Here is a 13,083-nt window from a genome sequence, read left to right on the forward strand (position 1 = left end):
GCCTCGCGGCCGTGCGCGCTTACCGCCAAAGATGGAACAATACAGCACTTGCACCCACGAAACGAACAGAGTAGCCATGGGATCAGCAAAAGACGTGCACCGGCTAATACAGGAATAATCGGCTAAACCCAAGTCAACCGCAAGGCATACACCTGTTAACTGCTCCAAAGAAGCCACTTCCAGGCAGAGGCTAAAATAGAACCAATAGCGGCATTAGAGAAATCCCTCCTGCTCCACCCGCCGCCCCTAAATACTAAATCTTGCCATGTGTTACCCGCTACTCCCTTCGTTTTTGTATTTTTGGAGATCACAAACCTAGACTAACGTATGTTTAACCGCAAACAACTCTGTCTTTGGGTGTTGATGGCCATCAGTTCATTTTCTGCCTCTGCCGATGAGGGGATGTGGCTTCCTATGTTGCTTAAGCAACTAAACGAAGCCGATATGCAGAAAAAAGGCATGCGCCTCTCCGCCGAAGACATTTACAGCATCAACAAATCAAGCCTGAAAGACGCCATTGTGCAGTTCGGCGGCGGGTGTACCGGCGAGATCATCTCCAACCAGGGCCTACTGCTCACCAACCACCACTGCGGCTACGGCCAGATCCAGTCGCACAGCTCGGTAGAAGACGACCTACTCACCAACGGTTTCTGGGCCATGACCCGCGATCAGGAGAAGCCAAATCCGGGGCTTACCGCCACGTTCATAGTGCGCATGGAAGACGTGACCAAGCAGATTCTGGGCGATGTGCCAGCAGGCTTGCCCGAGGCCGAACGCGAGCAACGGGTACAGGCCAACATCAAAAAGGTACAGGCGCAGACCACGGCAGGCACGCATTATGACGCCATCATCCGGCCGTTCTTCTACGGGAACGAGTACTACATGTACGTGACCGAAACGTTTAGAGACATCCGTTTGGTGGGCGCTCCGCCTGAAAGCATCGGCAAGTTTGGCGGCGACACCGATAACTGGATGTGGCCGCGCCACACCGGCGATTTCTCCCTGTTCCGCATCTATGCCGGGCCAGACAACAAACCGGCCGCCTACTCGCCCAACAACAAACCGTACGTGCCCAAGCACCACCTGCCCATTTCATTGGCCGGTATCCAGCAGGGCGATTTCACCATGGTTTTCGGGTTTCCGGGCAGAACCACCGAGTACCTGCCCTCCCAGGCCGTGCGCGAAATTGCCGAAATCTCTGACCCGGCCAAGGTGAAAATCCGCACGGTGAAACTAGGCATTTTGGATCAGGACATGAAAGCTGACCCGAAGGTGCGCATCCAGTATGCCGCCAAATACGCCAGCGTGAGCAACGCCCATAAAAAGTGGATTGGCGAAATGCGCGGCCTCAAAAAACTGGATGCCATTGCCAAAAAACAGGCCTTAGAGCGGCAGTTCGCCAACTGGGTAGCGCAGGAGACCGGCCGCAAAGCCACCTACAGCCAGGTTTTGCCGCAGTTTGAACAGAATTACGCCACCTTGGCGAAGGGCATTACCCTGGCGCGTGACTATTTCAACGAAGCTGTTTTAGGCGTAGAATTGCTAAACTACGCCCAAAACTACTTAAACCTGGCGGCCACAATCCAACAGGCGGGTACAGCCACCGCCGCTTCTCCTGAAATCCAGCAGCAGGTAGACCGGTTACGTACCTCGGCGGCGGGTTTCTTCAAGAACTACCACCTGGCCACCGATAAAAAAGTATTCAGTGCCCTGTTGCAACTCTACGCCAACGACCTAGCCCCGCAGTTCCACCCGGCGGTGTTGCAGACCGTTTCCAAACAGCACAAGGGCAACTGGACGGCGTACGCCGATGAGGTGTACGCCAACTCAAACCTGTCCTCTGCGGAAAAGGTGAAAAGCCTGCTGCAACTTGCCCCCGCCCAGCTTCTCACTAAGTTAATGGCTGACCCAGCGGTTCAGTTGATGCATGGGTTCTCTACCGTTTACCGCAGCAAGGTTCTGCCTACGTACACCGCCCTCAATGACCAGAACACGCTGTTAAACCGCACGTACCTGCAAGGCTTGCGCGAAATGCAGAAAGACCGAAAGTTCTACCCAGACGCGAACCTCACGCTACGGGTTTCTTACGGACAGGTAGACTCCTACAAACCCGCCGACGGCGTGACGTACGATTATTACACCACCCTGGAAGGAATCATGGAGAAGGAAGACCCTACCATTCCTGACTATAAGGTTCCTGCCAAGTTGAAAGAGTTGTACCAGAAGAAGGACTATGGCCCGTACGGAATGAACGGACAGATGCCCGTAGGCTTCATCGCCTCCAACCACACCACCGGCGGTAACTCCGGTTCACCGGTCATCAATGCCCGCGGCGAATTGATAGGCACCAACTTTGACCGCAACTGGGAAGGCACCATGTCTGACATCATGTATGACCCAGACCGGGTACGTAACATTAGCATGGACGCCCGCTACTTCCTGTTCATTGTAGACAAATTCGCCGGGGCAGGCCATCTGGTGAAAGAAATGACGCTGGTGAACAACGGCCCTCAAGATGCGGCTCCGGCAAACTCCAAAGCCAAGCCTGCGCTAAAATTGAAGCGAAACAAAAAGCAGCAGGTCAAAGCAGATTAAGCGCTTGTTTTTACCCTCCTTTTACCAAAAAAGCCCGGAAACGCTCCGGGCTTTTTTTTTATGCTCTTGCGGTTGAAAATGGAAACGCCTGCCAGAGATGGAGGCTTTATTCCTTTCCGTCGGTCTTTTTGCCGCGCACCATCTGCTCAATGGTATCCCACATCTCGTGCGGCACCTGATCCAGGTAATTGAACTCGCCGCCGCCGTACAGCCATTCGCCGCCGTCTATGGTCACCACTTCGCCGTTCACGTACGCTGAGTAATCTGACATGAGATAGGCCGCCAGATTGGCTAATTCCTGGTGCTCGCCGTAACGTTTTACCGGAATTCGGTTCAAAGGATCAAGTTTTTGGGCCAGTGCCTCTGGGAACAAACGGCTCCAGGCCCCTTCGGTGGGAAAAGGCCCCGGGGCGATGGCGTTGGAACGGATGCCGTATTTGGCCCATTCGGCGGCCAGCGAACGGGTCATAGCCAATACTCCCGCTTTGGCGGTAGCAGAGGGTACCACGTAGCCCGAACCCGTCCAGGCGTAGGTAGTGACAATGTTGAGGATGGTGCCGGGCTGTTGCAGATCAATCCAATGTTTGCCTAAGGTAAGCGTACAGTTGTAGCTGCCTTTCAAGACAATATCCACAATCACATCAAAGGCTTTGGGCGACAACCGTTCGGTGGGACTGATGAAATTTCCGGCGGCGTTGTTCAACAATCCGTGCACGGCCCCAAATCTTTCCAGCGTGGCCCGGAGCATGGCTTCCACCTCCAGCGGCTTGCGGACATCGCAGGCCACGGGGAGCACCTGTCCGCCCGTTTGCTCGGCCATTTCCTGGGCAGCTTTCTCCAGCACTTCCATTTTGCGGCTGGTGATGACCAGGTTGGCCCCCAGTTTGAGAAAGTAGAGGCCCATGGATTTGCCCAGGCCCGTACCACCCCCGGTAATGACAATGGTTTTGCCGTTCAGCGCTCCGTCGCGCAACATTGGTTCTGTGTAGGTAGCCATAGTTTTATATCTGAGGGTGTAAGTTAATAGTTCTGTGCTATTTTAGAGCATGAAGCTGTTTAGAGTTGTATGCCTGTTTTCATAAAAGTAACCTAGAAACGGGTTACAAGCAGATGCTTGCGGCAGTATACAGATAAACCGCTTGTTTTTGGGCTGTTTTCATAAAAACAGGCCAAAAATGGTGGCATAATCAGACAATTGCACCAGAGGAATTGCTTTAAAGGGCGATTAATGAAAAACTCTAAACAGGTTTTATGTTTAAATTTGGGGCTCGTAAGCTCAACTGGCAAGAGTAAGGTCTTGCGAAAGCGGTTTCAGAGCCTCGTAGCAGCACTGCGAAGGCGATGAAAGCGCGCAGGCAGTTCTCCCATGGCCGTTTGCAGCACGAAAGACAAAGTTTGAACACACTCTACGAATTACCCTGAAAAATAATACCTTTAGGTACAGATAAATGCAAGTAGGCAGGGAGCTTTGTTCCATCCTAAGGGCTTATTTGAATTACCTATTTGTAGGTATTTTAAAAGTGCTACCGTTCAAGTAAACTGTCTGCGGCAAACGTGGTTGTGTTAAAGTGCCCCTCTGTGCGTGTATGAAAAAATTGTACTTTCTTTTCTTCTGGTTCAGTTTGGCCGCCTTCCCACTTCTGGGCCGCACTCCCGTGGTACTCATGCAGGAGCTCAAACGCGCCTCATCTCCTCAGAAAAAGGTAGAACTCTTCAACCTCATTAGTGAGTATTACCGTGAGGTAGATCCTAAGCAATCGGTATTATACGGCCAGAAAGCGGCCGAACTGGCCTTGCAGATCAATGACCGGAAACAACTGGCCTCAGCCTTCAGCAACATCAGCATTGGCCATTACTGGCTGGACAACCTGGTGCAAGCCTCAGCTTATACCTATAAAGCGTTAAAAATAAGGGAAGAACTGCATGATTCAGTTGGGATGGCTTCCAGTTACAATGCGTTGGGAAATATTCACCGCGGGCAGGAGAACTTTGACACATCCCTGGATTTCTTCCAGAAGGCGTTAACCATTGGGCAGAAGATGAACCGGGAGAACACCATCAGTACTACCCTTAATAATCTTGGGGCTACCTATGAGCTGATGCAAAAGCCCGAGATGGCCTTAACCTATTACTTGCAGGTACAGGAGATAATCAAGCAAGGGGGTGACCAATTTGACCAAGCCTTAAGTGACCTGAACCTGGGTAACATCTATTCTAAACTGGGAGAGAAAGACAAAGCGCTGACTCACCTGCATAACTCCCTCGCTCTTAGTGAAGAAATCCGCAATGAGATAAACAAAATCTACATCTACCGTTCGCTGGCCCAAATCTACCTCCAGGCCCAAGCGTATTCCAAGGCGGTCAACTTTGCCCAGAAAAGCCTCCAGATTTCCCAGCAGGTACCCTCCCCAGACGGGGTGAAGGAAGCAGCCTGGCTTTTGAACGAGATCTACCTGGCCCAGGGGAACTTCCACCAGGCCCACCGGTACCTCACCCTGCACGCTGCTTACAAAGACAGTCTCCAGAACAGAGAGCAAAGCGAAGCCCAGGCCGAAATGCACGCCAAGTATGAACTGGAGAAAAAGGAAGCCGAAAATAACCGCCTGCGGATGGTACACGAACTTCAGAAAGAAAAGTTGCTGCAGAGAGAGCTTATCCAGTACACCACCGGTATTCTGCTTTTGGTGGCACTTGTTTTGGCGTACATTTTCTTTAAAGGCCGCAGAAGAGCCAAATCTGTGAACCAACAGCTATCTGAATTCAACCAGATGATTCTGGAGAAAAACCAGAACATCAACAAGCAGAAAGAAGAACTGGAAAAACTGAACCACCAGAAAAACCTTCTCTTCTCCATTATTGCCCATGATTTAAGGAGCCCGCTCATCTCCCTGCAGTCTTTGTTGCAGTTGATCTCTATGGGAAAACTGCCGCAGGAGAAACTAGACCGGTTTGTGAAAGAGCTGGAAACCCAACAGCAAAACACCCTGGGTCTGCTGGACAACCTGCTGGTGTGGGCTAAAATCCAGATGAAGGGGGTGAGGCTGGAACCGGAGCCCTATCAATTGCGTGATTTGGTGGAACAGAACATTCGTCTGCTTTTACCGCAGGCCCAAAAGAAAGGAATTTCCCTGCAGAACAGCGTTTCAGAGGAACATTGGGCTCTGGTAGACGAAGAAACCCTGAAGCTGGTGTTCAGAAACCTACTTTCTAACTCTATCAAGTTTTGCCACGAAGGGGCCGTGGTGGAAGTGATGGCCCACGGGTCAGACGAAGACCAGTTGGTGATCACGGTGAAAGACTGTGGCGTAGGAATCAGCCCCGAAAACCAACTGAAACTCTTCGGCCCGAATCACTTCAAAGAGAAAGGCACCGCCAACGAGAAGGGTAATGGCCTGGGGCTGATGCTCTGCAAAGAGTTCATAGAGCGAAACGGCGGCGAGATCTGGGTGGAAAGCGAAGAAGGAGTTGGCTCCCACTTCCATTTCACGGTGCCTGCTTGCCAGTTATTTGCCCCGGAAGAAGCCCTCTCCCCTGCTGCCTCAGAGCAGGAATCATTGGTGTAGTTTGTTGGCCGTTTTCCCAAAATTGTCCCGTAACAGTTTATGGGCGGCAATAATCCCGCTCAGGCACACCCCGGGTATTCCCTGGCCCGGATACACGGTATCTCCGCAGACGTAGGCTTTCTTTCCGTCTAGGCGGGCATCTTTCATTTGCCACGGCTTGATGCGCCTGTACTGCGGGTAGCCTCCCACCTGGCCCCACTCCCGCCCCGTCCACTCAATCCAGGCACCGGGCGTGGCGGCCTGCACAAACCGTACCTGGCTCTGGTCAAAGAAGCCCCGCTCAACCAAAAAAAGAACCACCCACCGCTCCAGCTCTTTCTTCTGGTGCACCCAGTTCGCGTTCGGGTTGGGCACATGCGTACTCACTGAGGCTACAACAATTCCCTCTGGGGCCCGTTGCAGGTCTTCGGGGTGGCTTAAACTTACAAAGATGCTCTGGCTGTTTAGAAACGGAACACCGCCCGGCACGTGCAACTGGTGGTGCAACACGTTGGGGGTTCTGGAGCTACGCTCGAAAACGATTCCCCACGTGACGGCCCCGTTGACCTCTTCCGCCGAAAGCAAATACCTCCTGAGTTTCTCCTGCACCTTTTCACTTTGAAAGAGCGCAGAGACATTGTTCAGCGGCACGCCACACACCACAAATTCCGCTTTTACCTGCCCTTTGTCTGTGGCAAGGAGGTACCCACCAGAAGAAGGAGAAATCTGTTTCACCACCCGGCGGTACAGCATCTGCCCACCCTGTTGCTCCAGGTACTGCACAATCGCTTCGGCTAATTGACGCACTCCGCCCCCAATGTAGTAATTGCCGTACAGGGTGTAACACAAGGCCGTGGCCCCGAAAAGCGCATTCACCTGGGGGTGGTAGTTCTGGGCGGTAATCAGCAACTGCTGGTCTACAAAAGAGACAAACTGCTCATTCGCCAGCAACCCATAGCGCGCCAGCATGTCCTGCATGGTCTCAAAGGCCAGCGGCACCAACCCCAACTGCTCCCACCGCACCGTCTTTGCCGCCTGCCACAGATCTGCCAGCGAACTGAACGGGAAACTTACCTGCCGCAGAGAGGTACGCCACACGTTCTGGCTGATTTTGTAACAAGCCTCCCAAAACGGCCGCTGTCCCTCCTTCCCGAATACGCGTTCAGCTTCCATAATCCACTCCTCCAGGGTAGGGAAACGGGTAAGGGGCGTCCCATCTGCCAGGCGCACCTGCATAGGAGTTTCCAGCTTAAGGAGCGGCAAGGATACCCCAAGCTGTTTCTGCAGATACCAAAGCGGCATGTCCTCATCCAGGCCTACCACCGTGGTGGCACCGGTCTCAAACCAATAGCCTTTCCGTTTGTAGGACGAAGCACAGCCGCCCGGATAATTGTTCTGTTCCAGCACCGCCACCTGCAAGCCCGCCTTCGCCAACAACGCCGCCGCCGTAAGTCCGCCAAAACCAGAGCCGATGACGGCCACCTGTACCTGTTGAGTTTCCATGTACTCCAAGAACCAAAACGGCTTTGTTTTGTTGCGGTGCTTTCGTTTTAGGCCTTTCTTTGCAAAATGAAGCAGAAAACGATCAGTATCATGGGATGCGGCTGGCTGGGGTTGCCCCTGGCCCAGGAACTGGTGAAACTAGGCTTCCGGGTAAAAGGCTCTACCACTACTCCCGGCAAAATGGCCCTTCTTAGGGCCAAAGGGATTGAGCCGTTTCTGCTCTCTTTTCCGGAAAACAGCACCAAAACAGACCTGGAGAATTTTCTGGCTGCTGATGTACTGGTCTTCAACATTCCACCTTCCAGATCTTCCAATGAAACAAACGCTTATGAGGCTTTACTTGAAAGGGTACTGGAAGCTGCTCCGCCAGCACTAACCTCCATTCTGTTCGTCTCTTCCACCTCGGTGTACCCAGATTTGAACCGCGAAGTCAGAGAAACGGATGCCGTTGCCACGGCCACCGCTTCTTCGCTCATGTTGCGGAGCGAGTTTCTGGTGCAGCGTGTACCAGATAAAAAATCCACCCTCGTGCGGTTTGGCGGACTGATGGGCGGCACGCGCCACCCGGGAAGATTTCTGGCGGGCAAGACCGAGGTTCCCCAACCCGAATCCCCGGTTAACATGATTCACCTGACGGATTGTGTGGGGCTGCTCACGGCCATCATCCAGCAGGAGAAATGGGGCTTTACGTTCAATGCCTGCGCTCCGGAGCATCCTTCCAGAAGAGAATTCTACACCCACGCCGCCGGGCGACTTTCGCTTACCCCCCCGTCCTTTGCCCCCCAGGCAGAAGACAAATACAAGCGCATCAACAGTGATCTTATCCAACAGGAACTACCCTATACTTTCCAGTTTCCAGATCCGCTGCAATGCCTGGGCTCTCCCGGGTTCTAGCTTTCCGATGGGTTCGTGCTAAAAGACAGACTGCCGTTTTTTGCCTATTTTTGTGAAAGAAAGCGAAAAACAGATGCAAGAAACCGTAGTTATCATTGGAGGAGGCGCGGCCGGCTTCTTCGGGGCTATTACCTGTGCCCAGGCCAACCCTGCCCTGCGGGTGATCTTACTGGAGAAGACCTCCAAATTGCTTTCTAAAGTGCGGGTATCGGGCGGCGGCCGATGCAATGTAACCCATGCCTGTTTCCAGACCACCGCATTTTCCCAGCATTATCCCAGGGGCCAGAAAGCCCTGAAAAAACTGCTCCCGCTCTTTAGTGCCGAAGCCACCATTGCCTGGTTTGAAAAGCGCGGCGTGAAACTGAAAACTGAAGCCGATGGCCGGATGTTTCCGCAATCCAACTCCTCAGAAACCATTGTGGACTGTCTGATGCAAGCGGCCCGGAACGCAGGTGTCACAATCAGAACCAGCACCGGAGTAGATAAAATTCAGGTACAGCCCGAAGCCGCTGCTCAGGAGCGGTTTCAGGTTCACGTAAGTACTGGGGAGAAAATACTTGCTTCCAGAGTGTTGGTGGCCACCGGCGGAAGTTCCAAAGCGGAGAGTTACCAATGGCTGCAGCAGTTGGGCCATACCATAGAATCTCCGGTTCCGTCACTGTTTACCTTGAATGTTCCCTCCTCGCCTTTCAAAGACCTGCAGGGAGTTTCTGTACCGAAGGCGAAAATCAAATTAACCGGCCAGAAACTGGAAACCGAAGGCCCTTTGCTCATCACGCACTGGGGAATCAGCGGCCCAGCGGTATTGCGCTTCTCGGCCTGGGGGGCCAAAATCATGCACGGACTGGCCTATACCGGAACGGCGCTGGTCAACTGGGTTCCAGATTCAACCGAAGAACAGGTACGCCACCAGATCCTCCAGCAACGGCAGATCTCTCCCCGTAAAACCGTTTTCACCAACGCGCTCTTCCAACTACCCAGCCGCCTCTGGCAACGCCTCTGCGAACTGTCTGAGGTGCCCGAAAGTGTGAAATGGTCAGAATTAGCCGGAAAGGCCCAGAACAAACTCATTGAACACTTACTCCGGACACCGTTTGAGGTGAAAGGGAAAACGACCTTTAAAGAGGAATTCGTGACTTGCGGAGGTATTCGGTTAGAGGAGTTGCACTTGGAACGCATGGAGAGTCGCTTGGTGACGGGGCTTTTTTTTGCGGGTGAGGTGGTGGACATTGACGGGATTACCGGCGGTTTTAACTTTCAGGCGGCCTGGACGGGTGGGTATTTGGCGGGGAAGGCGATGGCTGGTTCTTAAGGTATATTATGGCTGATGTCTTGGCTTGCCGATTTTAGCAGATTAAATGGCTTTAATGTTTCATTTATCTGGTAAGCGCTCACGGCCGCGAGGCCCCGCCTTCCACCCTCGCGCTGTGATCTCTCGCCTAGCCCTCAGGCCTGCCGCTTCCGCGGCACCGGGTCGAGCTCTAGGCGCTCAAGCGAAAGGCTGGAAACGGATTGTATGGGATGGGAAGCCAGACCTCATAGGTTTTGAAAACCTGTGAGCCTGCTATACCCGCTGGCGCGAGTCTCGATGGGTAGTCTCCTAGACTACCCTCGCTGCGGGGCAGCGACAAACGCATTGCTGATCCTTCCAAGGCGCAGATTTACCATCTAGGAAAGTCTCGGAAGAAAATCCGCGCTCTGGAAAGCCACTGTGTCTCTATGCTCCGGTTCCAACAAAACAGGAAAGAGCAATCAGATAACACCTTTAGAAGGTTACGGAAGCTGTACAAACACCCCCATTTTTGCCCTACTTTTCGGAAAACAGCCTCTAAACGGTTGAGGTAGGCACAAAAAAAATCGCGGTCTCTTCTGGACCGCGATTTTTTTAAAACAGATACTAAACCCTTTATTAACTTTTAAGCTCTGTCCCTGATTTATACGGGGCGCTTTTGGCTAAGGTTATGGTTCTGGAAAAATATTTTAGAAATCTCTTCTTTTTCTTTCCCGAAAGCCGCCACCGCCGCTGGTGCCCCGGTCACGGTCGCCGCCGCCAAAGCTTCTTCCCCCACGGTCGCCACCACCGAAGCTTCTGCCTCCGCGATCACCACCCCGGTCCCTGTCGCCGCCGCCGTAGCCGCCACCTCGGTTTCCACCGAAGCCACCTCTGTCGCCACCACGGTCACGGTCGCCACCGTAACCACCGCCGCGATTTCCGCCACGGTCGCCACCTCTGTCACGATCACCGCCACCACGGTTGTTGTTGAACGGCCCGTCGTAGAATTTCTTTCTAGGACGGTCTTCCAACTCCTGCAGTTCACGGCCGCCTTCGGCTGGATCCATGGTTTTCTTCTCGGCTTTCTGGAATTTCACGGTCATGCCGTTGATTTCAGTTACGGAAAGTTGCTGAAGGATTTCAGCGGTATATTCAGTTGGCACTTCAATAAAGCTGAAGCGGTCATACAGGTCAATGTCACCTACTTTGTTTCCGGGGATACTGGAGTTACTGGTTAGAATATCCACCAGATCCTTAGGATGCAAACGGTCTTTTTTACCTAAAGTCACGAAAAGACGGTCAAAGCCCTCTTTCGGGCCTCCTTTGGCTTCACCGGCCTCGGCGCTTTTCTCTTTGGCTTTGGTGTCTTTCATCACCATTTTAAGCAACGCGGCCGCAATGTCCATGGTGGTCAAATCCTGGTCCACCAAACGCTCAATCTTAAGAATATGCTTGGCCAGGCCACCTTTGGAAATTACCTCTTTCACTTGGTCAAGAACCAAGGTAGTGCGTACTTCGGCTACATCTTCATAGGTAGGTACGTTCTGACGGATGATTTTCGCTTTGGTGAAACGCTCAATGTCACGCAGTTTGTACAGGTCACGTCCGGCCACGAACGAGAACGCCTTGCCAGATTTACCGGCCCGGCCCGTACGGCCAATGCGGTGCACGTAGCTTTCATCGTCTTGCGGTAAGTCATAGTTGATCACCGCTTCCACGTTGTCCACGTCAATACCACGGGCGGCAACGTCGGTCGCCACCAAGATTTCCAGGGTACCGGCCTTGAATTTGCCCATCACGTTGGAACGTTGGTTCTGGTTCAGGTCACCGTGCAAGCCATCGGCGAAGTAGCCGCGAGCCTGTAGGTTACTCACCAGTTCGTCTACCATGCGTTTGGTGTTACAGAAGATGATCACCACTTTGAAATTGTACATGTCAATGAGGCGCGTGGTTACTTCCATCTTGCCGCCGCTGCGTACTTCAAAGTAGATTTGCTCAATGTTGGTCACGGTGAGCTGCTGCTGCGTTACCTTCACAATCTCGGGATTGGTCTGGTACTTGCGCGTGAGCTCCATGATGGGCTTGCTCATGGTGGCCGAGAAGAATACCGTCTGGCGGTTTTCGGGCATCTTGGTCAGCACAAACTCAATGTCTTCCCTGAAACCCATGTCCAACATTTCGTCGGCCTCATCTAGGATGATGGTTTTGGTGGTTTCCAGGCGAAGGGTTCCTCTTTCAATGTGGTCCATCACGCGGCCGGGCGTCCCGATCACGATCTGTACCCCTTGCTTGAGGGCGCGTAACTGACGGTCATAGGGCTGACCACCATAGATAGGCACTACGCTGATGCCTTTTTTGTATTTAACTAGTTTCAGTATCTCTTCTGATACCTGAATGGCCAACTCACGGGTTGGGCAAAGGATCAACGCCTGTACCTCGCGGTTGTTGGGGTCAATGCCTTCAATAGTAGGGATCGCGAAAGCGGCAGTCTTGCCGGTACCGGTTTGGGCTTGTCCGATTACGTCGCGGCCTTCCAATAAGAGCGGAATAGCAGCAGTCTGAATAGGAGAAGCCTCTTCGTAGCCTAAGTCCACGATAGCGCGCTGGATTTCTTCCGACAACGGAAGCTCCTGGAATTTAATTCTTTCCATTAATTTTTGATAGTGTGATTAAAAGACAATACACCTGCCCTAGGGTATTCGTCATTTATCAAGATTTCGTTGCGGGAATCCGCACAGAGGTTTGCTTGAGAAGTGCCTTATTGCCAAAAATTGAGACCAACGAAGTCTCGGCGTGTATTGTGCTGCAAAGGTACGCAAAAAAATAGTGGGTTCCTAATATAGAAGAGAAACTACCCTTATAAAATAGCCTGAATTGATTTATTTCCATTTATATCCCTATTGGTTTATTTCTGCGCTTTGGCCTCTGTTTGGAATTGGCTTCTTCGGAGGGATTGGTGGGTGCCTGCCGTTTGCTGTTCCCTCGGCTTGTCCGCTTACTGCGTGGATGCAAGTGCTGTATTGTTTCATCTTTGGCGGTAAGCGCTCGGGGAAGACTGGAACTGGGGAAAGGAGCAGAAGCTTGCAGGTGAGCTCTTGTTATTTTAATTGGACTTACTATGGCGCTGATTTACTTCCGTGGCTTATGGATGCATTATCGAAAGTCACGGAAGTAAATCCGCGCCATAGAAGGATAGGCAATGCGTCTGTCGCTGCTTAGCGGCGAGGGTAGTCTGGAGACTACCCATTATCCATAGGTACGAGTCAGAGACTCGTG

At 52.6% G+C, this 13,083-nt stretch carries 7 protein-coding genes; 4 read left to right on the forward strand and 3 right to left on the reverse strand.

Going from position 1 to position 13,083, the window contains the following annotated elements; translation table 11 throughout:
- Positions 1 to 327 precede the first annotated feature (327 nt).
- Entirely contained in the window at positions 328 to 2,595 is a 2,268-nt protein-coding gene (locus tag HHO50_RS12475; protein ID WP_181306384.1) for a S46 family peptidase, read from the forward strand.
- Between the two features lie 106 nt (positions 2,596 to 2,701).
- Here HHO50_RS12475 and HHO50_RS12480 read toward each other — a convergent pair whose 3' ends face one another.
- On the reverse strand, positions 2,702 to 3,592 hold the full coding sequence (locus tag HHO50_RS12480) for an SDR family oxidoreductase (protein ID WP_219921533.1): 891 nt from the start codon (positions 3,590 to 3,592) through the stop codon (positions 2,702 to 2,704).
- Positions 3,593 to 4,181: 589 nt separating this feature from the next.
- Here HHO50_RS12480 and HHO50_RS12485 point away from each other — a divergent pair.
- Entirely contained in the window at positions 4,182 to 6,158 is a 1,977-nt protein-coding gene (locus HHO50_RS12485) for a tetratricopeptide repeat-containing sensor histidine kinase (RefSeq protein WP_181306385.1), read from the forward strand.
- On the opposite strand, the gene HHO50_RS12490 is transcribed toward HHO50_RS12485, so the two are convergent.
- Positions 6,147 to 7,640 carry an NAD(P)/FAD-dependent oxidoreductase gene (locus HHO50_RS12490; protein ID WP_181306386.1) on the reverse strand — a complete coding sequence of 498 codons (1,494 nt, stop codon included), beginning with the start codon at positions 7,638 to 7,640 and terminating at the stop codon, positions 6,147 to 6,149. The genes HHO50_RS12485 and HHO50_RS12490 overlap by 12 nt on opposite strands.
- Positions 7,641 to 7,706: 66 nt before the next feature.
- Between HHO50_RS12490 and HHO50_RS12495 the strand changes: the two genes are divergently transcribed.
- Both HHO50_RS12495 and HHO50_RS12500 read left to right on the forward strand, forming a co-directional pair.
- Positions 7,707 to 8,534 (forward strand): SDR family oxidoreductase, encoded by an 828-nt coding sequence (locus HHO50_RS12495; protein WP_181306387.1) that lies wholly within the window; start codon positions 7,707 to 7,709, stop codon positions 8,532 to 8,534.
- A 73-nt stretch (positions 8,535 to 8,607) separates the two neighbouring features.
- Positions 8,608 to 9,846, forward strand: coding sequence for an NAD(P)/FAD-dependent oxidoreductase (locus HHO50_RS12500; protein WP_181306388.1), 1,239 nt, complete (start codon positions 8,608 to 8,610; stop codon positions 9,844 to 9,846).
- A 668-nt stretch (positions 9,847 to 10,514) separates the two neighbouring features.
- Here HHO50_RS12500 and HHO50_RS12505 read toward each other — a convergent pair.
- Entirely contained in the window at positions 10,515 to 12,458 is a 1,944-nt protein-coding gene (locus tag HHO50_RS12505) for a DEAD/DEAH box helicase (protein ID WP_181306389.1), read from the reverse strand.
- Between the last annotated feature and the right edge of the window lie 625 nt (positions 12,459 to 13,083).

Origin of the sequence: Rufibacter sp. XAAS-G3-1 (assembly GCF_013623775.1) — a bacterium.
Classification (GTDB): domain Bacteria; phylum Bacteroidota; class Bacteroidia; order Cytophagales; family Hymenobacteraceae; genus Nibribacter.

Coding starts and splice junctions, on each gene's coding strand:
- HHO50_RS12475 (WP_181306384.1), top strand. CDS start 328: ATGTTTAACCGCAAACAACTCTGTCTTTGGGTGTTGATGGCCATCAGT.
- HHO50_RS12480 (WP_219921533.1), bottom strand. CDS start 3,592: ATGGCTACCTACACAGAACCAATGTTGCGCGACGGAGCGCTGAACGGC.
- HHO50_RS12485 (WP_181306385.1), top strand. CDS start 4,182: ATGAAAAAATTGTACTTTCTTTTCTTCTGGTTCAGTTTGGCCGCCTTC.
- HHO50_RS12490 (WP_181306386.1), bottom strand. CDS start 7,640: ATGGAAACTCAACAGGTACAGGTGGCCGTCATCGGCTCTGGTTTTGGC.
- HHO50_RS12495 (WP_181306387.1), top strand. CDS start 7,707: ATGAAGCAGAAAACGATCAGTATCATGGGATGCGGCTGGCTGGGGTTG.
- HHO50_RS12500 (WP_181306388.1), top strand. CDS start 8,608: ATGCAAGAAACCGTAGTTATCATTGGAGGAGGCGCGGCCGGCTTCTTC.
- HHO50_RS12505 (WP_181306389.1), bottom strand. CDS start 12,458: ATGGAAAGAATTAAATTCCAGGAGCTTCCGTTGTCGGAAGAAATCCAG.